General features: G+C 51.2%; 23 protein-coding genes. 13 read left to right on the top strand and 10 right to left on the bottom strand.

Features of this window, described 5'->3' with window-relative positions:
- Positions 1 to 10: 10 nt before the first annotated feature.
- Positions 11 to 877: an alpha/beta fold hydrolase gene (locus tag C2M36_RS09385; protein ID WP_105254675.1), complete on the bottom strand. Its 867-nt coding sequence runs from the start codon at positions 875 to 877 to the stop codon at positions 11 to 13.
- A gap of 81 nt (positions 878 to 958) precedes the next feature.
- Between C2M36_RS09385 and C2M36_RS09380 the strand changes: the two genes are divergently transcribed.
- Positions 959 to 2,251, top strand: a complete 1,293-nt coding sequence (locus C2M36_RS09380) for an alkaline phosphatase (RefSeq protein ID WP_105254674.1) — start codon at positions 959 to 961, stop codon at positions 2,249 to 2,251.
- A 94-nt stretch (positions 2,252 to 2,345) separates the two neighbouring features.
- Here C2M36_RS09380 and C2M36_RS09375 read toward each other — a convergent pair whose 3' ends face one another.
- The 4 genes from C2M36_RS09375 to C2M36_RS09360 form a co-directional block, all read right to left on the bottom strand.
- Positions 2,346 to 4,409: an EAL domain-containing protein gene (locus C2M36_RS09375; protein ID WP_267894659.1), complete on the bottom strand. Its 2,064-nt coding sequence runs from the start codon at positions 4,407 to 4,409 to the stop codon at positions 2,346 to 2,348.
- Positions 4,410 to 4,647: 238 nt separating this feature from the next.
- The gene (locus C2M36_RS09370) at positions 4,648 to 4,932 is read right to left on the bottom strand and encodes a hypothetical protein (RefSeq protein ID WP_105254673.1); all 285 of its coding nucleotides are present in this window, start codon (positions 4,930 to 4,932) and stop codon (positions 4,648 to 4,650) included.
- A 62-nt stretch (positions 4,933 to 4,994) separates the two neighbouring features.
- Positions 4,995 to 5,681 carry a tRNA (adenosine(37)-N6)-threonylcarbamoyltransferase complex dimerization subunit type 1 TsaB gene (gene tsaB / locus C2M36_RS09365; RefSeq protein WP_105188950.1) on the bottom strand — a complete coding sequence of 229 codons (687 nt, stop codon included), beginning with the start codon at positions 5,679 to 5,681 and terminating at the stop codon, positions 4,995 to 4,997.
- 2 nt (positions 5,682 to 5,683) lie between these two features.
- On the bottom strand, positions 5,684 to 7,594 hold the full coding sequence (locus C2M36_RS09360) for an ATP-dependent DNA helicase (RefSeq protein WP_105254672.1): 1,911 nt from the start codon (positions 7,592 to 7,594) through the stop codon (positions 5,684 to 5,686).
- Between the two features lie 170 nt (positions 7,595 to 7,764).
- Here C2M36_RS09360 and C2M36_RS09355 point away from each other — a divergent pair, with 170 nt between their 5' ends.
- Positions 7,765 to 8,166, top strand: coding sequence for a hypothetical protein (locus tag C2M36_RS09355; protein ID WP_105254671.1), 402 nt, complete (start codon positions 7,765 to 7,767; stop codon positions 8,164 to 8,166).
- A gap of 7 nt (positions 8,167 to 8,173) precedes the next feature.
- Here C2M36_RS09355 and C2M36_RS09350 read toward each other — a convergent pair whose 3' ends face one another.
- Positions 8,174 to 8,386: a hypothetical protein gene (locus tag C2M36_RS09350; RefSeq protein ID WP_442792542.1), complete on the bottom strand. Its 213-nt coding sequence runs from the start codon at positions 8,384 to 8,386 to the stop codon at positions 8,174 to 8,176.
- Between the two features lie 358 nt (positions 8,387 to 8,744).
- On the opposite strand from C2M36_RS09350, the gene hisG reads away from it, so the two are divergent.
- The 9 genes from hisG (at position 8,745) to C2M36_RS09305 (ending at position 16,487) form a co-directional block, all read left to right on the top strand.
- Positions 8,745 to 9,644, top strand: a complete 900-nt coding sequence (hisG, locus tag C2M36_RS09345; RefSeq protein WP_105188954.1) for an ATP phosphoribosyltransferase — start codon at positions 8,745 to 8,747, stop codon at positions 9,642 to 9,644.
- 6 nt (positions 9,645 to 9,650) lie between these two features.
- Entirely contained in the window at positions 9,651 to 10,946 is a 1,296-nt protein-coding gene (gene hisD, locus C2M36_RS09340) for a histidinol dehydrogenase (protein WP_442792644.1), read from the top strand.
- Positions 10,947 to 10,972: 26 nt separating this feature from the next.
- Positions 10,973 to 12,058, top strand: coding sequence for a histidinol-phosphate transaminase (gene hisC / locus C2M36_RS09335; protein WP_442792646.1), 1,086 nt, complete (start codon positions 10,973 to 10,975; stop codon positions 12,056 to 12,058).
- Positions 12,059 to 12,084: 26 nt separating this feature from the next.
- On the top strand, positions 12,085 to 13,146 hold the full coding sequence (gene hisB, locus C2M36_RS09330) for a bifunctional histidinol-phosphatase/imidazoleglycerol-phosphate dehydratase HisB (protein WP_105254669.1): 1,062 nt from the start codon (positions 12,085 to 12,087) through the stop codon (positions 13,144 to 13,146).
- Positions 13,143 to 13,733, top strand: coding sequence for an imidazole glycerol phosphate synthase subunit HisH (hisH, locus tag C2M36_RS09325; RefSeq protein ID WP_105254668.1), 591 nt, complete (start codon positions 13,143 to 13,145; stop codon positions 13,731 to 13,733). Before hisB ends, hisH begins: the two co-directional genes overlap by 4 nt.
- A 9-nt stretch (positions 13,734 to 13,742) precedes the next feature.
- A complete protein-coding gene (gene hisA / locus C2M36_RS09320) occupies positions 13,743 to 14,477 on the top strand; it encodes a 1-(5-phosphoribosyl)-5-[(5-phosphoribosylamino)methylideneamino]imidazole-4-carboxamide isomerase (protein ID WP_105254667.1) in 735 nt (244 codons plus the stop codon).
- On the top strand, positions 14,459 to 15,238 hold the full coding sequence (gene hisF, locus C2M36_RS09315; protein WP_105254666.1) for an imidazole glycerol phosphate synthase subunit HisF: 780 nt from the start codon (positions 14,459 to 14,461) through the stop codon (positions 15,236 to 15,238). The genes hisA and hisF overlap by 19 nt, the downstream gene beginning before the upstream one ends.
- On the top strand, positions 15,229 to 15,837 hold the full coding sequence (gene hisIE, locus C2M36_RS09310) for a bifunctional phosphoribosyl-AMP cyclohydrolase/phosphoribosyl-ATP diphosphatase HisIE (RefSeq protein ID WP_105254665.1): 609 nt from the start codon (positions 15,229 to 15,231) through the stop codon (positions 15,835 to 15,837). The genes hisF and hisIE overlap by 10 nt, the downstream gene beginning before the upstream one ends.
- A gap of 143 nt (positions 15,838 to 15,980) precedes the next feature.
- Entirely contained in the window at positions 15,981 to 16,487 is a 507-nt protein-coding gene (locus C2M36_RS09305; protein WP_105254664.1) for a hypothetical protein, read from the top strand.
- Between the two features lie 83 nt (positions 16,488 to 16,570).
- Here C2M36_RS09305 and C2M36_RS09300 read toward each other — a convergent pair whose 3' ends face one another.
- Both C2M36_RS09300 and C2M36_RS09295 read right to left on the bottom strand, forming a co-directional pair.
- The gene (locus C2M36_RS09300) at positions 16,571 to 17,347 is read right to left on the bottom strand and encodes a class I SAM-dependent methyltransferase (protein WP_105188962.1); all 777 of its coding nucleotides are present in this window, start codon (positions 17,345 to 17,347) and stop codon (positions 16,571 to 16,573) included.
- A gap of 71 nt (positions 17,348 to 17,418) precedes the next feature.
- A complete protein-coding gene (locus C2M36_RS09295) occupies positions 17,419 to 18,306 on the bottom strand; it encodes a LysR substrate-binding domain-containing protein (protein WP_105254663.1) in 888 nt (295 codons plus the stop codon).
- A 129-nt stretch (positions 18,307 to 18,435) separates the two neighbouring features.
- Here C2M36_RS09295 and C2M36_RS09290 point away from each other — a divergent pair, with 129 nt between their 5' ends.
- Positions 18,436 to 19,464 carry a TDT family transporter gene (locus C2M36_RS09290; RefSeq protein ID WP_199883032.1) on the top strand — a complete coding sequence of 343 codons (1,029 nt, stop codon included), beginning with the start codon at positions 18,436 to 18,438 and terminating at the stop codon, positions 19,462 to 19,464.
- A gap of 64 nt (positions 19,465 to 19,528) precedes the next feature.
- Here the strand turns inward: C2M36_RS09290 and C2M36_RS09285 are convergent, their stop codons facing one another.
- The gene (locus C2M36_RS09285) at positions 19,529 to 20,089 is read right to left on the bottom strand and encodes a fasciclin domain-containing protein (protein ID WP_105188964.1); all 561 of its coding nucleotides are present in this window, start codon (positions 20,087 to 20,089) and stop codon (positions 19,529 to 19,531) included.
- A gap of 250 nt (positions 20,090 to 20,339) precedes the next feature.
- On the opposite strand from C2M36_RS09285, the gene C2M36_RS09280 reads away from it, so the two are divergent.
- On the top strand, positions 20,340 to 21,125 hold the full coding sequence (locus C2M36_RS09280; protein ID WP_105254662.1) for a glycosyltransferase family 25 protein: 786 nt from the start codon (positions 20,340 to 20,342) through the stop codon (positions 21,123 to 21,125).
- 22 nt (positions 21,126 to 21,147) lie between these two features.
- On the opposite strand, the gene C2M36_RS09275 is transcribed toward C2M36_RS09280, so the two are convergent.
- Positions 21,148 to 22,920 (bottom strand): M61 family metallopeptidase, encoded by a 1,773-nt coding sequence (locus tag C2M36_RS09275; RefSeq protein WP_105254661.1) that lies wholly within the window; start codon positions 22,918 to 22,920, stop codon positions 21,148 to 21,150.
- Positions 22,921 to 23,081: the final 161 nt, after the last annotated feature.

Genomic DNA, 23,081 nt, shown 5'->3' with positions numbered 1-23,081 from the left:
AAAGTTACAATTATCTTGCGCCACTTTGATGCAAATGTGCACCAATAAGTTGCGCACATTCTAAGGCGCTTTGCATATGACAATGGTGGCCGCCTGCTACTACTTTAGCACTTAACTGACTGTAATGATGAGCAAATTTATGTTCATTTTGGTGCACCATGGAATAACCTTCGGTGCCTTTGATAAGCAGGGTCGGCACATCTATGGTATCGAGTAAGGCATGAGCCTGAGCCTCACTGTAGCGAAAAGCGGAATAATGCTTGATACGCGGGTCGGTACGCAGTCGCACTCCTCCCTCGGGTCCGGGCTCAATATTGCGGGCCATCAGTTCCTTACCCACCGGCTCATCAAAGTCGCTGATCGCCAATCGCCGAGCAACCAGGTCATCGGTACTAGGGTACTCGCGGATCTTTTCGCCCCGGGCCCGTTGCGCCAATGCGCGCATCAACAAGGCTTTGGCTTCTTCCGGCTCGGCACAAACCAAACCTATGCCTTCGATCAGGGTGAGACTGGCAATGTGCTCGGGAAAGCAGGCTACATATAAGGACGCCACCATGGCCCCTAATGAATGGCCGACAAGATGCACACGCTGTGCCTGACACTGAGTGATCACCTGATGCAAATCATCTACATAATCGATAAAGTAATAGTGCGCCTGAGGATGGCGCCATTGGGATAAGCCATGCCCCGGCCAGTCAAAGGCATATAATGGCAACTGGGGTGATAATTCCCGCATCAGGGGGGCAAAACTAGCGCTATTATCCTGCCAGCCATGACAGGCGATCACCACATCGTCTTGATGCAAACTTATGGCCTGCTCACTATTGCTTAGGCCACACAAAGTTAAGGCACGGTTATTTATCGAAAATGTATGCAAAGCAACTCCATTTCACCGCAAGGCGGTTTATTTTCATAATCTAAGGTATAGAATGGCGGCAACTGACAACAGGACTTTGACATGAAACGTACATTCACTTTGGCTACTCTCTCCTTCGCCAGCTTTTTTGCCAGTGCGAATGCGCCAACACCCAAAAATATAATATACATGATTGGCGATGGCATGGGACCTGCCTATACCTCTGCATATCGCTATTACCAAGACGATCCAAACACCGCCGTAGTTGAAAGCACCGTCTTTGATTCTATGCTCACCGGCATGGCTCATACCTACCCGGATGATGACACCATAGTTACCGACTCCGCCGCTGGTGCCACCGCCTTAGCGACAGCGACCAAAAGCTATAACGGCGCCATTGCCGTCGATGGCGAAAAACAAAAATTAAAAACCATGCTTGAGATCGCTAAAGAAAAGGGCATGACCACAGCCCTGGTGGCCACCTCGCAAATCAACCATGCGACTCCGGCAAGCTTTGCTGCCCATAACGAAGCGCGCGGCAACTACGACGACATAGCCAACGACTATATCGATAATAAAATCAATGGCAAACTACCCGTTGATCTTATGCTCGGTGGCGGCACCCAATACTTTATCCGCGAAGATAGAAACTTAGTCAACGAGTTTATCGCCGCCGGTTATCAGTACAGTGACAGCTTGGCCCAACTTGAACAAATTGAACAGGTTCCGGCCATTGGCTTATACGCTGCCAAGGGCCTGCCCTTCGCCCTGGATAGCGATCCCGAACGCCTGACCAAGATGACCCGCAAGGCACTTTCTTTGTTAGAGCAGAATGAAAAACCATTTTTCGTGATGATCGAAGGCAGCCAGATCGACTGGTGTGGCCACGCCAATGATATCGCCTGCGCTATGGCTGAGATGCATGACTTTGCCGAGGCCATCAAGGTCGCTAAGGACTTTATCGCCAAGCATCCCGACACGTTACTCGTGGTCACCGCGGATCACTCTACGGGTGGTTTAACCATAGGCGCCCAAGGCCAGTATAAATGGCAGGCGGATGTGGTTAAGGGTGTGCAGGCAACCGCCGAAGTGATTGCCGAGCGTCTTATGGCCAGTGACAACATGCAAGAGCAATGGCAAAGCAATAGCGGCCTAGCCTATACCAAGGAGCGTGAAGTGTTACTTACACAGGCAAAACAAGTGGATGAAGAGGCCCTGGTTTTAGCGGTTAAAAAGCTCATCAATGAAGCCAGCTTCACCGGCTGGACAACCTCCGGCCACACCGCCATAGACGTGCAGGTGTTTGCCCATGGTATGGGTTATGAGCAGTTTATCGGCTCACAAAATAACGTCGATATCGCCACAAAGTTAATATCTTTTATTAACAAACAATAACAAAGTTGATATCTCAGCAATATTGGGTTACTGTTGAACCTGCTTGTTAACATAGTTTAACAACCCTACTGAAAACTGAAGACTCAAAAGCCGCTCATTGAGCGGCTTTTTTACTGTTGGCAACAGGTAAATCCCGATTTATCTGTACTATGGTATCCAGGCCCTGATCGGCAAACTTACGGATTGCCTGCTCAAGAGTCAAAGGATGATCAAAGTAATAGCCCTGTAACTGGGAAATCGGTAAGGGCGTAATAAAGTCGGCATGAAAGTCCGACTCAATGCCTTCTGCCACCACCTCAAAACCCAACTGATGGCACATTTGCGTCAGGCTTTGATACAAGATGGTTGCCGGATCATGTTCATCACTGGGTAACAGGCTGCGATCGAATTTGATGGTATCGACGTTAAGCTTACTAAGAAGGCTCAAGCAGGAATAGCCGGTACCGAAATCATCCACCGCACAGCGGATCCCTTCACTTCGTAACTTAGCAACTATCTCCTGGGTGCGGCTAAAATCGTCGGCATATGAGGACTCCAGAATCTCTACTTCAACCTGATCCGGAAACTTACTGAAAGCGCGGATCACACGCTTATAGCGGCGGTTAATGAGATTACGCGGAGAAATGTTAAAACTGATTTTCGGCACCAGTTGATGACGATGAAATTGCTGCAGGTCGAGCTCCAACTGGTCAATAACAAAGCTATCGACCACATCCATCATTTGAAACCGCTCCAATACATCAATAAACCAGGGGCTGACAATGGTACCATCACTGCGCTTATGACGTAGCAGCGCCTCAAAACCGAGAATACGCTTGGTTTTTTTACAAACCTTGGGTTGATAGTACAGGCATAAGGCGCCCTCTTTTAGGGTTTCAATCACCTCGTTCAGGCGCTTTTGCTCGGCTATTTTTTGACTGTCTCGCTTGGCAAATTGCGCTTCTGCCTGTCGTTCTAACTGGCGTCCGGCACTCACCCGTTTGACCAGCATATCCAGTTGGCGACCACTGATATTATGTTCTCTGTTGGCCTTTACAAAGGGCAGATACATCAGGGTACTTAGGCCGATAAGCAGCGCCTGCCAGAGTACACCGATAAGACTATCGGTGGCCACATAACCACTAATAAACACCGGAGTAAACCAGGGAATATCCGCCCCTGCGACCACACTTATCCAGCCCTGACTTATAACAAGGTTACTAAGCAAGGCATTAATTAAAGGGGTGATAATAAAGGGCAATAGCAAATAGGGATTAAACACTATGGGTAGGGCATAAACCATGATCTCGCTGAGATTAAACAGCGCCAGCGGCGAACTAAGCCGGGCAATACTGGCTTCATGGGTGCCCTTCCCTTGCAGTAGACAGGCGATCACTAAGCCCCAGATACATCCGGAGCCACCAAGCAGCACAAAGCTATTGATATAACTTTCGCTGTCCATACCAAAGCCCAATAGAAAGTTGCTCATCTGTGGTGTCGCTATAATTTGATAGGCATTATCGCCATGAATGCCGAACAACCATAATAGATGCGAGCCCAGGAGCTGTATGGTGAGCTTCTCGCCGCTGCTCAAAAGCGCATGCTGCTCATTAAATACCGCCAATGCTTGACCCAGTAACCAATCAACGAGGGGAAATAGCGTAAAGGTGGCTGACACCACCAACATATACGGCAATATCAAATTCAGGTGTTTGACCAAAAATAAACTGATGTTGCCAACGGGCATAATCCGTAACCAGCGGGCACGTAAAATGGCGCGCATCATATAGCAACAGAAAATGGGGATTAAAATGGTGTAGAGCACGCCGGCGCGGCTGTTAACACCTATGCTGCCATCGTCAAGCACATAAATATAACCTGAGGCGACACTAAAGCAGGTAAGCACCAAAATAGGTACTGCTATGGTATTCAGTTTAAGATTTTTGGCCAGGTAATAGCTAAAGGACAGCAAGGTGGTCAGCGGAAACAAGGTCCAGACCAGCACATTGAACGAGCTCAAAAATGCATAGGAAGCGACCAACTTTTCATAATTCAACCAGTGTGTAACCAAGGTTACCAAGGCAGCCATTACAAAAAACGGGATCAGGGCTATATACCCCTCTCGCAACGATAAAATTACCGTATTGGCGGCTAGTTTGGCAGCTCCGCGGGTAAACACTGCAAAAACGCGATGATGCACGATATTAATAACTTATTATTATTTTTATTAATTCATAAAGTATCGCTTAATGGCAAAATTGTCCACATTTTAACAACGTATTCTGTCATTGGGGTACATTCATAAAAGGCGGGCTGCGGGTGGTTTATCCTGGTCAACAGAAGATAAATAGTTTGCCCAGGGCCCACCTTTTTTATTGGCAGCTTTAAAGGTGGGCGGAGAGTCTCGGGTCTAGGTATTAAGCGTACAGGCTTATATGTAACATGGCCTGCACTTCTTCGCGGCGTTGCAAGAAGGCATATTCTCGATAGGTGGCAATGGCTGCACTGGTGCGACTGTCTCTTGGCTGGTCATAGATGGTTTGCCGATACAGCGCCTCGGCGAGCTCGCGTCCGTGCTCCGAGTGATTAACCTTGCCGCCGCGAGGCTCGGCGCTGGTTTCCCGCACCACCTTGTCGCTGCGCGCCTGGGCATGAACCTGAGGCGCACCGGCTGGAGCTTGGCTAATTCGACGAATAGACATAGGTTAGCTAATGACAAAAGACACTGTTTTAGTGTGATACAAAGCACCGCTAAGCGCAATGTTTATTCCCGACCCGGTAGTTTTTTCCAGGTTACCGTATCGCGCACATACACTGGCTGCGCCGAGGCCGCATCGGCCACATTGCCCCGGGCAAATTCGCGTGCCAACAGCGGCAGCATGTAGCGACTGTCCGGCAAGGTAATCTCCTTATCCACCTGAACCTGGCTCAGCCCGTCGGCCATCTCAGGGTAGGTTTGCCACCCCGTGCCCACGGCCACCGCGGCGCCAAACGGGCTGGTAACGGCGCTAGGTTCAAGCACCTGCTGCTCGCCAACTAACTGAGCTAAACCTTCCTTTGCCTCATAGGCACCCAGATACACCTCACCCATACGTGCATCGATGGCGGCCAAGACAGTGCTGGCACCGCGCTCGCTAATAGCCTGCTGTGCCATCATGGCCAAAGAGGAAACGCCAATCACCGGAGTGTTAGTGGCAAAAGCCAGGCCCTGAGCAACGGAAACGCTAATACGAACCCCGGTAAAACTGCCGGGTCCCTGACAATAACCAATCACATCCACATCTTGAATATCGCAATTTGCCTGCGTTAATAACGCATCGATTTCATCGAGAATACGCTGACTGTGCTGCTGCGGGCAGACATCAAAAAAGTGATAGAGTTTATCCTGATGCATTAAGGCAAGCGATAAGGCTTCGGTTGAGGCGTCAAGGGCTAGGATGGTTTGGCTCATAGTTACTCTATTGTCTGTAAAAAGGCGGTCACTTGGTTCATGTCGCGACAACGACGCATATTGGGCAGGCTTTGCAAAAACACCTGACCATAGTCTCGGGTCACGACGCGGTTGTCACATAATACTAAAACACCGCGATCTTGGCTATCACGGATCAAGCGGCCAACCCCTTGTTTTAAGGCGATCACCGCCCGCGGCAATTGGATCTGTGCAAAGGGATCGCCGCCGCCATGTTCGCACTCTTGCATTCGCGCTTGTAACAGTGGATCATCCGGCGCGACAAAGGGCAGCTTGTCTATCACCACACAGCTCAACGCACTGCCGCGCACGTCCACCCCCTCCCAAAAAGAGGCGGTCCCCATTAATACCGCATTGCCATGACGGGTAAAACGCTCCAGCAACAAACGCTTCGACATCTGCCCCTGAACAAACACCGGATACTCCATTTGCTGGCATAGCACCTCGGCCACCATGTACATCACTCGATACGAGGTAAAAAGCAAGAAGCAACGGCCCTGGGCCGCTTTAATAACCTGCTGACAAATCCCCACCAAGGCCCGTGGCATTTCCGGGGAATTCGCAGGCGGTAGATAGCGCGGTAAACAAAATAGCGCCTGTTGCTGATAGTCGAAAGGGCTGGCCAGCATCAACTGATGCGCCGGGGACAATCCCAAAGCATCGCTAAAGTGCGACAGGCTGTTGTTAACCGACAGCGTTGCTGAAGTAAACACAAAACCGGCCTCACGTTCGGCCAGCATTGCTTTAAACTTGGCGGCAATATTCAAAGGCGTAATATGAATACTGACATGGCGGCGGCTGGCCTCATACCAATAGCTATAGCCGCTCGGGGCAACATCGAACACCCGCTCGAATTGTGCTATTAGGCTCATCAGCCTCTCTAACAGCGGCTCCACCAGCTCGCTGCGTTCCAAGCCGAGCTTAAGTACCTGGTTTAAAAACTGCAGATCTTTACTAACTCTATGTACGGCGTCGCATAGGGGCTTGCTGCTCAGCGCCTGACGCCAGTCACCGCGACCGCCTTCATGTGGCAGTTGCAGGCGCAAATCCATGGTCGCCGCTTCAAGCTTATCAAGGGTTTTACCCAGTTGCAGCATATCGCGCAGTTCGGTGCGATAAAGCATGCGGGCGTCGGTGATAAAAGCAAACACCTTTTTACTTGAGACGCTCTCGCCAAAATAATCGCTGGCGATGTCCGCCAACTGATGCGCCTCGTCAAAAATATAGCCATCGGCGCCGGGCAACAACTCGGCAAAGCCACTTTCTTTCACCGCCATATCGGCGAAAAACAGGTGGTGGTTAATTACCACAATATCGGCCTCGGCGGCACGTAAACGGGCTTTACGAATAAAGCAGGCATCAAAATCCGGGCATTCTTTACCCAGGCAATTATCCGCCGTGGACGTCACGTAGGGCAACACCTTGGCATCGTCTTCTATTCCCGGGCAGTCGGCAATATCGCCACTGCGGGTTTCGCCGGCGAATTTAGCCACCATGGCCAGTTGATGCATGATATCCGTGTCATCACTGGGTACGTGGGCCACATGCTGGTTAAGACGATAGTGACACACATAGTTGCTGCGTCCCTTGAGCAGGGCTTTTTTCTTGGCACTGCCGAGAGCCTTATACACAGTGGGTAAATCGCGGTGATACAACTGCTCTTGCAGCGCCTTCGAGCCCGTGGAAATAATGTATTTGCCCTTATTAGTGAGCGCTGGCAACAAATAAGCAAAGGTTTTTCCGGTGCCGGTTTCGGCTTCCACCACGACCTGCTCGGCATTTTTGAGGGCCAAGTCGCACACCTTGGCCATATCAATTTGCGCTTGGCGGGGGCGATAGCCTTTAAAGGCCAATGCCAACGGGCCGGTGGGTGAAAAAAGCTGCTCTATGCTCATAGTAGGATTAGGATCACGGCGCCAAAGAAGACAGGAAATAGGCGCCGATCATAGCCGAAAATTAAAGCGACTCCAACTTGCACATCAAGCCTTGGCTTTGTACCTATTTTTGTGTAGTCTATCGCGCGTTCTCTTTAAGAACTAAAAGCATGAACTAAAAGGATTTATCTATGAACAAAGTTACCTTAACCTGCACCCTTGCGGCCGTGATGACTTTAGCCGGTTGTGGCAGTACGCCCCCGCGTGTAGCGCAAGAAAAAGTCGTCACCATCAACGGCACCGACATGACCTTTGGCGGCATCTACAACGTCGATAAAAATCATTTGGAACTGAGCATTAATGGTGAGCCGGTAATGAAAGGTCGCTTCGCTCCCTATACTCCGACGCTAAACCTAAGTACGGATTATCAAGGTGAAGATATCAGCAGCTATTGCTACTTTGGCTCTGTATTACAAGAGCGTGGCGGCAAGTTTGGTATGATAGCCGGCATGATCCAAGCCTCACAGCAAAAATCTGGCGACAAATGTGAAATTAAAGTGGCCGGTGAAATCAAGGAGCACCTGTACTTCTAGGCGCCAGCTAAGCCCATACATCAAGGCGAGGAGGACTGTCCTTGCCTTGCTCCGCTCCCGTAACGCCATCATCTACAAAGGTTTCTTGGCCCCTCTTAGTACCGAGTCGTTTGCGCTCATTGCGCACCTTGGCAATCTGATCATCCTTGACCCCGGCAACGTGAAAGGCGCCCTTGTGTTGCACCTCTAGACGGGTAATGCGACCCATAAAGGGGATCATAATATCCACATTCACACTCCTCATTATCCGCTGCGACACCTTAATTCATAACTATATTATCGGCGGTTATAGGCTAGACTTTAACGCAATAAAAAAAATGGTTGCAATGAATGCAAACTCTGTGTTTATCTATAAACGAACTTAATCATCTTATTTCAGTTTAGCAACAACACGAGCGCAAACATGACTTATACACTGACAACTATTCATCATCATCATCACATCCACGAATAGCCTGTCAGGTATTTCGCTGGGGGGTTATTCCTAAAAGGAACCTCCGGCGCGACTAAAAAACCAGATTCATTTTCGCCCCGAGGATCCCTCGGGGTTTTTAGTTTTTTAACTTAGGAAATGAATTATGAGCAACACCAACCGTTTACGTATCGCAATCCAAAAATCAGGGCGCTTGTCCAAAGACTGCCAAAACCTGCTTAAGCAACTAGGCGTTAAATTAAACCTACGCGAACAACGTCTTATCGCCCACGCCACCAATATGCCTATCGATGTACTGCGCGTGCGCGATGACGATATTCCCGGACTGGTTCTGGATGGTGTCTGTGACTTGGGCATCGTCGGCGAAAACGTCCTTGAAGAAGTCCAGGCTGAACGCGCCCGTAGTGGCAACGAAGGCACGGTGAAAAAACTGGCTAAGCTCGATTTTGGTTACTGCCGTCTGGCCCTGGCCTGGCCCCAGGAGCTGGGTCAACAAGATAAATCCTGGTTCGCCGGTAAACGCATTGCCACCACTTACCCTGAGATCCTCAGTAAGTACCTGGAGCGTGAAAACATTGATGCCAGCGTGGTGATGTTGACCGGCTCGGTCGAAGTCGCCCCGCGCGCCGGTCTCGCCGATGCCATTTGCGATCTGGTTTCTACTGGCGCCACCCTGGAGGCCAATGGTCTGATGCAGGGCGACACCATTTTAGAGTCCAACGCTTGCCTAATCCAAAATGAAGCACTCCAGGATAGCGAAAAACTGGCGCTCATCGATAAGCTGATGCCCCGCCTGCGCGGTGTAAAACAAGCAAAAGAAAGCAAGTACATCATGATGCACGCCCCCAAGGCCAAGCTTGATGAGGTCTGTGCCCTGTTACCCGGCACCGGTCAACCTACCCTGCTGGCCTTAGCCGGCAGCGAAGAGTATGTGGCCTTACACATGGTCAGCAGCGAAACTCTGTTTTGGGAAACCATGGAGTCGCTAAAAGCACTCGGCGCCAATTCCATTCTGGTGATGCCCATTGAGAAAATGATGGAGTAACGGACCGTGATTGATTGGAATACTCTTAGCCCCACAGAGCAGCAAATGCTGTTGCAACGTCCGGCGGTGAGCGCCGCCGACAATGTTCGCCCAGTGTGTGAGGAGATACTCGGTCGCGTGCAAAGCGAAGGCGATGAGGCACTTCGCGACTACGCCAACCGTTTGGACGGCCGAGCAATCAAGGCGCCACTGCTTTGCAGCGATAACGACTTTGCCGACGCCGAACAGCTGCTCGATACCGAGCTAAAGGACGCGATAAAACAGGCGTACAATAATATTCGCCGTTTTCACCTTGCTCAGGTGCCTAAAAACATCAGCTTAAGCACGCAGCCCGGGGTAGCCTGTGAGCTGCGCTACCAGGCCATCGACGCAGTAGGCATATACGTGCCAGGCGGCAGCGCCCCTCTGCCTTCTTCGGTATTGATGCAAGGCGTGCTGGCGCAAATTAGCGGTGCGCAGACTGTGGTGTTGGCCACCCCGGTCAAGGGCGATGACGCCATTGCTCCTGCTATCCTATACGCCGCACGTCTGTGTGGTATTAAACAGGTGCTGCAAGTCGGTGGTGCCCCAGCCATTGCCGCCATGGCCTATGGCACGGACACCGTGCCCAAGGTCAATAAAATTTTTGGTCCGGGCAATGCCTATGTGACCATGGCCAAGCAATTATGCGCCCAGCAGGTCCCCGGTTTAGCCATTGATATGCCCGCCGGGCCTTCGGAGGTTTTGGTGATTGCCGATGGCAGAGCGAACGGTGAATTTATTGCCGCTGATCTGCTTTCTCAGGCCGAGCACGGCCCGGACTCGCAAGTCATTCTGCTAAGCGACAGCGATGAGGTGATAGCGGCAACGCAAAAAGCGTTGGCTGAACAATTAAAAGCCTTGCCGCGCGCCGACATCGCCAAGGCAGCCCTTGAAAATTCGGCGCTGATCAAGGTGCAAAGCATCACCCAGGCCGTTGAGGTCTCAAATCTGTACGGACCAGAGCACTTGATTCTGCAACTTGGTGAAAGTGCCGAATACTTGCCTAAGATAAAGAATGTAGGCTCTATTTTTGTGGGCGATTACACCCCTGAATCGGCCGGTGATTATGCCTCGGGCACCAATCACGTGTTGCCCACATACGGGTATTCAAAGGTGTATTCAAGCCTCAGCCTGCTCGATTTTTATCGCACCTATACGGTGCAGACCGTTACCAAAAGTGGTTTGGCCGATTTGGCAAAAGCAATTATTCCCATGGCTGCAGCAGAAGGGCTCGATGCTCACGCCAATGCCGTTCGCATCCGTTTAGGAGAAACACAGTGAGCACCGACGTAAAAACACAACAACAGCTGGGTTCACCACAAGACGGGTTAGCGCAAAAATTGTTACCGAAAAATATTGCCAACCTCAGCGCCTACAGTTCGGCAAAGAGTGAAAAACTCAGCGGCTCAACCTGGCTGAACGCCAACGAAAGCCCTTATAACCGCGAATATCAACTCAGTGGTCAGGCTCTCAACCGCTATCCGGACCCACAGCCGCAGCAGGTGATACAGGCCTACAGCAATTATGTTGGGGTAAAGCCTGAGCAGGTGGTGATGACCCGAGGCGCCGATGAAGGCATAGAGCTGCTGGTACGCACCTTCTGCCAGAGCGCAAAGGACAGCATCGCCATTTTTGCACCCACCTATGGCATGTATAAGGTCACCGCCGACACCCATAATGTCGCGCTCAATACCCTGAGCCAGGAATTATTGCTCCAAGGCGAGGTGGATGAGATTTGCACCCAGGTTGGCGATGCCAAGCTGGTGTTTATCTGCAACCCCAATAACCCCACCGGCGCCCTGATAGGCCAAGATAAAATCGCCGCCATTGCAGCGCGCCTAACAGGCAGTGCCCTGGTGGTGGTTGATGAAGCCTACATCGAGTTTTGCCCTGAGCAAAGCGCGGTGTCATTACTGGCTGACTACGCCAATATAGTGGTGCTACGCACCCTGTCCAAAGCCTTTGCCCTGGCGGGTCTGCGCACCGGTTTTACCCTGGCAAACGAAAGCATCTTAGCACCGCTTCGCAAGGTGTTGGCGCCCTATCCGGTATCCACCGTGGTGGCCGACATCGCCGCACAAGCGCTGAGCACCGCAAACATAGCCTCAATGCGCCGCCAGGTGGATACTTTAAATGCCCTTAAATCACGCCTGCAACAATGGTTGGAACAAAGCGATGCAGTCACTCGGGTACTCGCCGGGGAAGGCAACTTTGTCACCTTGCAACTAAAAGACAAAAACGCCATTGCCATCGCCTATCAGCGGGGCCTGGTCATGCGCCCCTTTACCCTTTATGGCGAGGACGATTGGCTGCGTATTTCCATCGGCAATGAGCAGGAGCTCGGTGAGGTCAAAGCCTGGCTGGACTCATTAACCGACTCCACTGCAAACTAATAACAAGGCACTTTTTAGGAACTAATATGAGCAACCCCTATTTATTTATTGACCGCGACGGTACCCTGATTGAAGAGCCTATCAGCGATAAGCAAGTCGACAGCCTAGAGAAATTAGCCTTGTTACCCGGTGTTATCCCAGCGATGCTCGCCCTGCAAGCGGCCGGCTATCGCCTGGTGATGGTGTCTAACCAAGATGGTTTGGGCACGGACAGTTTCCCGCAGGCGGACTTCGATGCGCCGCACAACAAAATGATGGAGCTATTTACCTCCCAAGGCATTCACTTTGAAGACGTGCTGATCTGCCCGCACTTCGATGGCGACAACTGCCAATGCCGTAAACCAAAAACCGGTTTGCTGGTCGACTTAATGCGCTCAGGCAAGGTGGATATCGCCAATTCTTATGTCATTGGTGACCGACAGACCGATATTCAATTGGCCGAAAACCTCTGTATGCAGGGCATCTTGTATCAGGATAACTGGGCGCAAATAGTCACTCGCTTGACTACCGCCGACCGCCAAGGCGCCGTCAGCCGCGACACCAAGGAAACGCAAATTGCCGTAGCGCTAAACCTGGATGCCAATAAAAGTGGCGAAATCAGCACTGGGCTGGGCTTTTTCGACCATATGCTGGATCAGATCCGCACCCACGCCAATATTTACCTGGATATTAAGGCCAGTGGCGATCTACACATAGACGAGCACCACCTGGTCGAAGATGTCGGCATCGCCTTGGGTCAGGCGCTACGCCAGGCTCTTGGCACCAAGTCGCAAATTGCCCGCTACGGCTTTGCCCTGCCGATGGACGAATGCAAGGCCGAAGCGCAAATCGACTTATCCGGACGCGCTTCGTTTGTGTTAAATGCCGATTTTAGCCGTGAAAAAGTCGGCGATATGGATGTACAAATGGTCGAACACTTTTTCAAAAGCCTTAGCGATAACGCCGCCCTGTCGCTGATTTTAAGTGTCACGCCCGGGAATTGTCACCACCAGGTTGAGGGCCTGTTTAAGGCCTTCGCCAGGGCGCTGCGCATGGCCATCAGCAAAGACAGCTCGCAACAAACGGCCAGCTCCAAGGGGGTTTTATGATAGCCATAATCAACACCGGCTGCGCCAATATCAATTCGGTGCGCTTTGCCTTTGAGCGTTTACATACTCAGGTTGATGTGATCACCGACGCTGAGCAACTCAGTCAGTATGAGCGTGCCGTATTACCGGGAGTGGGCCATGCCAAGGTTGCCATGGCGCGCCTGATTGACGGCGGCTGGCAAGAAGCCATTAAGGAATACCAAAGGCCATTACTGGGCATTTGTTTGGGCATGCAGTTGCAGTGCGAGCACACGGCCGAGGGCGACACCTCCTGTTTAGGCATCATTCCCGGCGCCGTCGACGAGCTTGAGGTAGGGAATTTGAGCGCCCCGCACATGGGCTGGAATACCCTAAAGATCACCAAAACGCACCCGCTGACCCAGGGTGTTCAGGATGACGATCAGGTGTACTTTGTACACAGCTTCGCCCATGGCTGCAACCAGGCGACCCTGGCCACCAGCGAATACGGCCAAACTTTTTCGGCCATGGTCGCTCAGGACAACTACGCCGGCATGCAATTTCACCCGGAACGAAGCGCCAAAGTAGGCGCGCGCTTACTGCAAAACTTTATCGACTGGCGGCTTTGAGGACGCATTATGATTATTCCAGCATTAGATGTATTACAACAACAAATCGTGCGTTTATTTCAGGGCAAATACGACACCGCCCAGTTCTATCCCTTTGACCTGGCCGAACGGCTAATGGAATACCAGCAACAGGGCGCACAAAAGCTGCACCTGGTTGATTTAGAAGGAGCACGAGATCCTCGCAAGAAGCAATGGCGACAAATTCAGGCAGCCACCAAGGCGCTCAACGTCGGCTATCAGGTCGGCGGCGGCATTCGCAGTGGCGATGACGTTGAACAGTGGCTTACAGCTGGCGCCGCACGGGTGGTGATTGGCTCAAAAGCGGTCAATAACCAAGAGCAAGTGGCAAGCTGGATAAACCAATACGGTGCCCCGAAGTTTGTCATTGCCCTGGATGTGAATAACACCGAAAAGGGCTGGATGCCCGCCACCCACGGCTGGTTGGAAAGCGGCGATGTCTCCTTGTTTGAACTTATCGATTTTTACGCTGAGATGGGGGTGAAAGACTTTTTATGCACCGACATCAGCAAAGACGGCACCATGAGCGGCCCTTCCTTTGCTTTGTACGAGCAACTGCAGGCGCATAACCCCAGTCTGCGCATTCAGGCCTCCGGTGGCGTCAGCTCATTAGCGGATATTCGTCGCTTAAAAGAAATTGGCACCCAAGGGGTGATCCTGGGCAAATCCCTGCTTGATGGCGCCTTTACGGTTGAGGAGGCACTAGCATGTTATCAAAACGCATAATCCCCTGTTTGGATGTAAAAGACGGTCAGGTCGTCAAGGGCGTACAGTTTAAGGGCCATGAAATCGTCGGCGATATTCTTGAGCTGGCCAAGGCCTACAGCGATGCCGGCGCCGATGAGCTGGTGTTTTATGAAATCAGCGCCAGCGTGGAAAAACGCCTGCTTGATGTGAATTGGGTCGAGCATATAGCCCGCAATATCGATATTCCGTTTTGCGTTGCCGGTGGCATCAAGTCCGTCGCCGATGCGGCGCGGGTGCTTGAAAGTGGCGCCGATAAAATCAGTATCAATAGCCCTGCCATTGCCCGTCCCGAGCTTATTCGCGAGTTACACGACGAATTTGGCAAACAATGCGTGGTGGTGGGCATCGACAGCTTTTTCGATGCCCAAAGTGGCGAGTATCTGGTCTATCAGCTTACCGGCGATCCCAACAGTTCATCGCGCACCCGCTACAATACCCTGGAATGGGTTGAGCAAGTGCAAGCCCTCGGCGCCGGTGAAATCGTACTAAACTGTATGAACCAAGATGGTGTGCGCAAAGGCTACGACATTGAACAATTAGCCAAAGTACGGGATATCTGCCATGTGCCCTTGATTGCCTCCGGCGGCGCCGGAAAAATCAGCGACTTCAGTGAAGTATTTAAAAAGGCCCAGGTCGATGGTGCCCTGGCCGCCAGTGTATTTCATAAGAACTTGATAAATATTAACGAATTAAAACAACACCTAGCCGATAACAAGATAGCGACTCGATTATGCGAATAGATATTAGCAATGTAAGCGATGTGAATTTTGCCAAGTGCCCTTTGATCCCTGCCCTGGTGCAGGACTTTATTACCGGGCAAATTCTCATGCAGGGATTTATGGATCAGGCGGCGCTTACCCACACCCTGGAGCAAAAGAAAGTCACCTTTTACTCGCGCTCCAAGCAGCGCCTGTGGACCAAGGGCGAAAGTTCAGGCCACTTTTTACAGGTTGAAGCCATCTACACCGACTGCGATCAGGACTCTATTCTGATCATGGCCTACCCGCAAGGCCCCACCTGCCACTTGGGCACCCAAAGTTGCTTTGGCGATGCCAAGCCCAGTTTGGGCTTTTTAGCCGAGCTGGAGCAAATCATCATCGACCGTAAGGATGCGGATCCAAAAACGAGCTACACAGCATCACTGTTTGCCAAGGAGCTTAGCCGCAGTTGCCAGAAGGTAGGCGAAGAAGGGGTGGAGGTCGCCTTGGCAGCGATGAAAAACGACAATAACGAGCTCACCGATGAAGCCGCCGATCTGATGTATCACTTAATTGTGTTGCTGCAGCGCCAGGGCTTATCCTTAGGAGATGTGGTAGCGCGGTTGCAGTCTCGGCATTAGTCGAATCAGCGCCCCAAAAAGGCCGCACTTGTAAGTAAATAGCTGTTTAGGTGGGCAATTATTCACTCTCTGGGTGTTTTACATTGCCACACCGCCCAGAGATTTTGTATGCTTAGGCTACTACAAATAAGGACCTGTTTGCCATGAAAGCAATTTACCCAGCAATAGCGGCCGTTATTCTCCTCGCCGGCTGCGCCAGCCCAGCGCAAAAACAGCAACAAACCTATGTCGATAACCTTTCATCCTGCGACAAAATCCAAGCCTTGATGTCGGCCTATGACAATCAGTTTGATGGTTTGAAAATGGCACGCACCCAATCCAAGTTTATCGACAGCTGGCAGGCCCGTTATCACCTGGTGGGCGACAGCTGCCAGATCAGCGCCCTTCACGAGCGCACCTATGCCTATAGCTGTCAGCAAACCTATGCGGATAAAGACGGTGCCCTGACAATCCACCAAAAAGCATCGGATTTTACCCGCCAATGCTTGGGCGAAGGCTGGTATGAGCAACAAAAAGAGTCTGAAAACTCGCTGCGCACCACCTTTGTAAAGGACGATGAGACTCCCTCTGTGTCCATCCATACCGGCAAATCGCTGTCGCGCAAAACCCCTTGGATGACGTCGTACGATATCGGCAAGGTAAAGAAATAACCATTACAATCAAAGCATAAAAAGCCGAAGTCAGTCTTCGGCTTTTTTGTTGAAGTTCACCAGCAACTAAGGTGCTCCAGGTTTTATTCCGCGATTTTACGAGCCTTGACCCCATACACCAAAGGCACTTGCTGGCCGTTATGTAATTTCTGATAACCAAGACCGGGCACCGGCTCTAACCCCTCAAAACAATTGTAGGGACTGTAGGGATATTCGTTAAAGGCTTCGATGCATAGGCCCGCATCTACTAATGCGCTCAGCACCTCGCTGAGCGAATGCGACCAGCATACGGTCGTTGAGGTAGTGCCATCACAATTTTCCGTGTAGGTGCCTTCTTCCTCCACATCGGGCTCCTCACTGGGAAAATAGGCGTAGCCGCTAAGCACATCGTTAACGGGGTGAAACTCTATCAGGTGAAACTCCCCGCCTACTTTCAAGGCACCGGCTATGATCTGGGCCCACCGAGTTAAATCCGGTAACCAGCAGATAGTGCCGTAGGAGGTAAACACCAGATCGTACTGCTGCGTATTTTCCTGACCAAAGCGATAGATATCCGCTTCGATAAACTGAGCGTCCAGCCCTAAGGCATGTTTCAAGGCGTTTGCCTGGGCAATGGCTTGCGAGGATAAATCGACCCCGGTCACCTTTGCCCCTAGGCGTGCCCAGGACAAGGTATCCTGACCAAAGTGACATTGCAGGTGAAGCAGGGACTTACCGGTCACATCGCCTACCTGTTCACGTTCAATGGGATTAAGGGAACAGCGGCCATTTTTAAAGGCGTCAACGCCGTAAAATTCAGACGCTACATGCACCTGAGTTCTTTTATCCCAGGTGGCCTTATTGATTTGCAAATAATCCATGGTGTTTCCTGTTGTTATAATTTCACCCGCTTGCTTGCCTCAGATTAGCTCGCTATCGACTTAACCGTTTTTTACTGACCGGACCAATTCTCGCAAAAGCCTATAAACTGCTTAAGCAACGGGCTTTGATATTTTTCTTTATGGTATAACAGCCAATAATCCCGTGTAAATGTGATTGGCAAGTCCAATATGCTCACCCGCTCTAATTGTTCGGCCTGGCTCAAGGCGCGGCGTGACAAACAAGTAATGCCGAGCCCGGCGGCGGTGCTGTTAATAATGGCCGAGGTACTATTGAGCTCAAAGGCCAGTTGCCACTGGCTTAACCGGGCGCCAAGGTGATTTAGAAAGTATTCCTGGGTACCTGAGCCCGGCTCGCGTAACAGCCAGTGCTGCTGCTCCAGATCCGCTAGCGTGGGCGCCGACAACTGCGCCAGCGGATGCTGCGGATGGCAGGCCACCACCATCTCATCTCCAAGCCAGGGAATGCTGTGGAGCTCATCATGTTGAACCCTGCCCTCAACCATGCCGATATCGAGCTCAAATTCACACAATTTCTGGCATATCTTTGCGGTATTAGAGATGTACAAGGCCTGCTCTCGATGGCCGGATGTGTCGCGAAAATCTCGCAATAAAAACGGCGCAACCTGATTGCCTAGGGTGTCGCTGGCGCCAATATTTAACTTGCCGGTGATGGCGCCCTGCTGATTAAACAAGTGCTCAATGTCCCGAGTCCTTGCCAGTAGTTCATCGGCGAGCGGTAACAAGCGACGCCCCTGCTCATTGATCAGTAACCTGTTATTGTGGCGATCAAAAAGCTGCTGCCCCAGTTGTTTTTCCAGCTCGCTCAACGCCATGCTGATGGCCGGCTTAGATAAGCATAATTTATTGGCGGCGGTTGTGATGCTGAGCTCCTGAGCCACGGCCACAAATACCCGCAGTTGTCGCAAGGCAATATTCATTACGCCTCCGTTCAATTTTACTTAAATATACAATCAATATTTTAAAATATATTAAACGTTTTTTTGGCTCTACACTACACCGAAAACCGAGCCGCGAATCGGCGCGAACTAAACCACAAGGGTGTAGCCATGACCATGAGTAAACAAGAATCACGATTAACCAAGGTGCCGACTCCCTTAGCAGGATTAGCCCTCGGGATTGCCTCACTAGGCTGGTGCTGGGAAAACATCGCTGGTATGAACGGCGTGGCGCAAGCAACGGGGGCCTTAATAGCAACTGCGTTATTGCTGTTAGTACTGGCCAAATTTATTACTCACCCGCGCACCTTAGTGGAGGATTTACGCCATCCGATTACGGGCAGTGTGGTGCCCACCTTTGCCATGGCCACCATGGTTGTATCAAGCGCTTTGAATGTCATAACGCCACTGCTCGCCAAAGGCCTATGGCTACTGGCCATACTCTTGCACAGCGGGTTTTTCGCGCTATTTGTTTACCACCGCCTTGCCGACTTCAAACTACAACACATGGCACCAAGCTGGTTCATACCGCCCATAGGTATTATTGTGGCTGACGTCACCTTTCCCGGGGAAGCGCTGCGTCCGCTGGCCGAATCACTACTCATTTTTGGCATCGCCATGTATGCGTTAATGTTGCCTCTGATGCTCTATCGCTTACTTTTTGTTGACCAGCTACCGGACAACGCCAGGCCTACCTTGGCCGTACTGGCGGCGCCCGCGAGTTTGTCACTGGCCGGTTATCTGACCTTGGTTCAAAACCCTTCGCCACTGGTGATAGGCATTCTGCTCACCCTGGCCGTGTTAATGACATCTGTGGTGTATCTGGCTTTTTTTCGACTTTTACGCCTGCCCTTTAGCCCCGGCTATGCCGCCTTTACCTTTCCCTTGGTGATAGGTGCCACCGCACTGTTTAAACTTGCGGATTGGATGACGATTAATGGTTGGCAAGTAAGGGAAATAAACTGGGTGACATCGGTTGCACAGCTAGAGTTGATAGTCGCCACCTTGATTGTTACCTATGTCTGCGGCCGCTATTTACACCATTATCGTCCACAGGCAAGCGCCGTGAAATCAGGCGCAAATACCCATTTAATGCCCGTCATCAGGAAACTCCTTGGCATTTATAAGATGGGGTTGTAAACAGCACTAAAAAAAGTGCCCCCTGAAAAGGGAGCGCTTTGCCTGAGGTCAGTGGTTAACACCACTAAGGAATGAGTACGGTATCAATAATATGCACCATGCCGTCCGCCACGCGGTTATCTATATTCAATAAGGCCGCTTCAGAGCCATTGGCAATGATCAAGCCACTGTCAAACATGATGGTGTTGCCGTCAAGCATGGTTAACTGTTTCGCTCGCACCACAGAGCGAGAATTACGCACCCCATCGGTTACATGATAAGCCAGCACTCCACCAACCCCCTCAACGCCTAATAGCCCGACCACCGCGTTATACGCATCGGCGTCGTTGTCCGTGTTGGTCAGGTTATAAAACGCTTGGTCGTTCGGAGCAAATACCGTGAAGTCACTGCCATCAAATAAACTGATGGCGCTGGTATCTATAAGCGCCGCGACCAAAATATCGAAGTCATTGCCATTATCGTCAAAGTCAAATGGCTCGCCCGAAGCACCCAGGGCAAATTCAACGATGCTCGCTTGAGATTTGTTGGCCCATTTGGGGCTCTCAGCCTTAGCCGGCGCCGACAAGGCAGCGCAAAGCGCAGTAGCAACGAGTGCTGTATTAAAGGTACGGCTTAAAATAGTCATGGTCTGTGTCCTTAAACTTAGGTGGTAAAGGGAGATTCACATTCACTACAGGGGTCAATACGTGGCTACTTTTTATCCAGATCACAAATTTTCTATTTATATCCTTAGCAGGCTCATAATATCTCCCCACGCAGCTAAGCAAACCTAATCTGCTCGGTAATCCGGCCGGTAATCCACCTGTCATCCCAATTACATCCCAGTGTCTTATTCCCATCTCATACTGGCATCAAATCAATCAGCGGAGAGCGTAATGATCCCCATCTATGTGATTAACCTCAAAGGCAGCGACAACAGGTTACAACGAGCGGCGCAACAACTAACAGGCCAAGGATTAGCTTTTGAACGCATTGACGCGGTGAACGGACGGCAATTATCTGCAGCACAAAAAAACGCAATACTTGATACTAAAGCCAATCGGACTAAGTTTTACCGCCCTTTGAGTGATGGCGAAATCGGCTGTTATCTGAGTCACAAGAAGTGTTGGCAAACTCTGCTTGATAGCCAAAATGAGTATGCCTTGGTGCTTGAGGATGATTTCTCGCTGGTGGGGAACCTCAAGTCCAGTCTGGCGTCGGTATTAAATCAGCCATTACCCGTAGACATTATCAAGCTTTGCAACTATCAGGGCCGCGAACGTGCCAATAAGTTCAGCCGTGAGCTGGATGCGAATCATCATTTGGTGATCCATGATAAGCCGTTAAGCGGCTGTTGTGCCTATGTGATCAGTCGCTTCGGCGCAAAGCAGATGTTGGCCCATGCAAATAAGATTTATCGTCCGGTGGATACGGACATTCAGCATACCTGGGAAACCGGGGTCCATGTGGGTGCCCTGCATCCCTACCCCATAGCCCAGGACAACTATTTTGACAGCGATATAGCCAGTAAGGGACGAAATAAGCCCAAGGCCTATCCGCTGCAAAAACAGTGGCTGGCCTTGCACAATTGGACGCCAGCTTACAGGGCGCGGCGCCATCTGGTTACCCTGCTGAGAAAGCAGGGCCGTAGAACTTACCCAATCCCCGCAACCAACGCCTGAGCCTGGTTGCAGGACAAAGGTTTTAATCGCTTAGTTCTACACCCATCCAGGCTTTGAATAATGCCTGTTGCTCCTGAGTTGGCGCCTTCACCGGCTGCACTGTTGCATCCTTGTCGTAGCGCAGGCCAAGAACAAGGTCCACCTGTTGCAAACGGTCGCGACGGAAAAAGCTCACCGACACCTTATCGCCCGGCTTATAGCCAGCCAATGTCGTGGCTAAGTCGGTACTGATGCGACGACCATTAATGGCAACGATCAAATCGCCAGCGGTCAGCCCTGCTTGCCAACTTGCGCCGCCACGGCGCACATGATCCAGCTTAAGCAGGCCCTTGTCGGTGCTGGTATTGACATCCAAAGACGCAATCTGCTTGGCATCTTTGGGGTACACGCGCTCAAGGCCGACCTTATTTAATAGGGCATCAAAGTCCAAATTCATGGGCGCTTCAACATTGTCGGCCCACCAGGCGGTGTAATCCTGACCGCTCAGCTCGTTGAGAATGGCAATCACATCCTGCTCGCTAAAGCCGTTGGGTAATTTATGCTTGTTATAGAGCTGGCGGTGCACATCGCGGTAACTCACTTGGCCAGCAGAATCACTCAGGAGTTTCAGATCCAAGGCCATGGAAAGCAAAGAGCCCTCCGAGTAAATATTGGTACTATAGTTGCGACCATGATCGCCGCCTTGATTGATCCATTTGTCAAAGCTGGTATGGGCGGCGCTTTGCACCTCGCGACCCGGCGTCTTAAGGTGGGTGTTAATACGTTTACCCAGGTCTTTAAAGAATTCCTTCTTGGTCATTAAACCCGAGCGCAGCAACAGATGATCTTCCAAATAACTGGTGGAGCCTTCTGCTAGCCACAGTAAACGCGTGTAGTTGGGCGCGACATAGTCATAGGGCACCATGCCTTCGGGGCGATAGGCTTTAACGTTCCAGGTGTGAATAAACTCATGCGCGGCGGTGGCAATAAAGCCCAAATAGTCTTCGCGCTTAGCAAACTTATCACGGTGGCGCTGAATAATGGTGGAGTTAAGATGCTCGGTGGCACCACGCGCCCCCGAGGTGGCATGCACCATAAACACATAACGCTCATAGGGGTAGTCATCCCAGACCACATGACCGGTTTGGACCAGGGTTTTAAGGTCGGCCACCATCTTGTCGCTGTCATAATTGCCTTCTCCCCAGATAACCAGCTCATAATCGCGGTTATCGACCGAGAAGGAGTGCAGCTCGTTGATACCCGTTTCTATGGGTGAGTCCACTAAGACGTCGTAATTTGGAGCAACAAACTGATGTTGGTTCTTGCCCTTGTTCATTCCCGACACCGAGCGCCAGCCCTTAGGTACTGTCAACTGTACAGTCACGGGATCATTGCGTGTCGCTTCGCTGTACATAAAAAAGCCGGAAGCATCGATAAAGGCATGGGTGTCATCGATATGGCGGGCACGTAAAGCCAATTCATTGGCATAGACCTGGTAGTTCAAGGTCACAGCACTGGGCTGGTCCAAGAAAATACGCCAGGTACTTTTGTCTATTTTCTGCCATTTCAGTGCATTACCCTGAGCATCGATGGCCTTGAAATAACGCACTCCGTTGGCCAGGTTGAGGATGTCATAACGCCCGGTGCGCCAGGCCGGGAACTTGGCATCGATGTAGCTTTGCCCGGTTTTGGCAAAGCTGACACTGACATCACCTAAGTGATGAGCCCCCTGGTCGATGGAAAGTTGATAATTTGTGGTGGCGTTTGCCACTGAAGTGAGCAGCAGCAAGGCTGCCGCAACTAGGATTTTTTTCACTGCACACCCGTTGTCTTGTTACTTTGCGCCGCAGCTTAGCAAAGCAGCGGCTATCACCTCAAACCTTTGCGTTTAACTACCAAGAAGGTTTACTCCCTTGGCAAAGGCCTCTTGCCTGGTTTGCCTGTAAACAGCTACGACAAGGGGATGAAGCGAGGCGA

The organism is Pseudoalteromonas sp. T1lg75 (genome assembly GCF_002964705.1).
In the GTDB taxonomy this organism is placed as follows: domain Bacteria; phylum Pseudomonadota; class Gammaproteobacteria; order Enterobacterales; family Alteromonadaceae; genus Pseudoalteromonas.
Note: the sequence above shows the minus strand (reverse complement) of the source record. Positions and strands in the feature narration are given on the sequence as shown.

Coding starts and splice junctions, on each gene's coding strand:
- C2M36_RS09380 (WP_105254674.1), top strand. CDS start 959: ATGAAACGTACATTCACTTTGGCTACTCTCTCCTTCGCCAGCTTTTTT.
- C2M36_RS09370 (WP_105254673.1), bottom strand. CDS start 4,932: ATGTCTATTCGTCGAATTAGCCAAGCTCCAGCCGGTGCGCCTCAGGTT.
- tsaB (WP_105188950.1), bottom strand. CDS start 5,681: ATGAGCCAAACCATCCTAGCCCTTGACGCCTCAACCGAAGCCTTATCG.
- C2M36_RS09360 (WP_105254672.1), bottom strand. CDS start 7,594: ATGAGCATAGAGCAGCTTTTTTCACCCACCGGCCCGTTGGCATTGGCC.
- C2M36_RS09355 (WP_105254671.1), top strand. CDS start 7,765: ATGAACAAAGTTACCTTAACCTGCACCCTTGCGGCCGTGATGACTTTA.
- C2M36_RS09350 (WP_442792542.1), bottom strand. CDS start 8,386: ATGATCCCCTTTATGGGTCGCATTACCCGTCTAGAGGTGCAACACAAG.
- hisG (WP_105188954.1), top strand. CDS start 8,745: ATGAGCAACACCAACCGTTTACGTATCGCAATCCAAAAATCAGGGCGC.
- hisB (WP_105254669.1), top strand. CDS start 12,085: ATGAGCAACCCCTATTTATTTATTGACCGCGACGGTACCCTGATTGAA.
- hisH (WP_105254668.1), top strand. CDS start 13,143: ATGATAGCCATAATCAACACCGGCTGCGCCAATATCAATTCGGTGCGC.
- hisA (WP_105254667.1), top strand. CDS start 13,743: ATGATTATTCCAGCATTAGATGTATTACAACAACAAATCGTGCGTTTA.
- hisF (WP_105254666.1), top strand. CDS start 14,459: ATGTTATCAAAACGCATAATCCCCTGTTTGGATGTAAAAGACGGTCAG.
- hisIE (WP_105254665.1), top strand. CDS start 15,229: ATGCGAATAGATATTAGCAATGTAAGCGATGTGAATTTTGCCAAGTGC.
- C2M36_RS09305 (WP_105254664.1), top strand. CDS start 15,981: ATGAAAGCAATTTACCCAGCAATAGCGGCCGTTATTCTCCTCGCCGGC.
- C2M36_RS09300 (WP_105188962.1), bottom strand. CDS start 17,347: ATGGATTATTTGCAAATCAATAAGGCCACCTGGGATAAAAGAACTCAG.
- C2M36_RS09295 (WP_105254663.1), bottom strand. CDS start 18,306: ATGAATATTGCCTTGCGACAACTGCGGGTATTTGTGGCCGTGGCTCAG.
- C2M36_RS09290 (WP_199883032.1), top strand. CDS start 18,436: ATGACCATGAGTAAACAAGAATCACGATTAACCAAGGTGCCGACTCCC.
- C2M36_RS09285 (WP_105188964.1), bottom strand. CDS start 20,089: ATGACTATTTTAAGCCGTACCTTTAATACAGCACTCGTTGCTACTGCG.
- C2M36_RS09280 (WP_105254662.1), top strand. CDS start 20,340: ATGATCCCCATCTATGTGATTAACCTCAAAGGCAGCGACAACAGGTTA.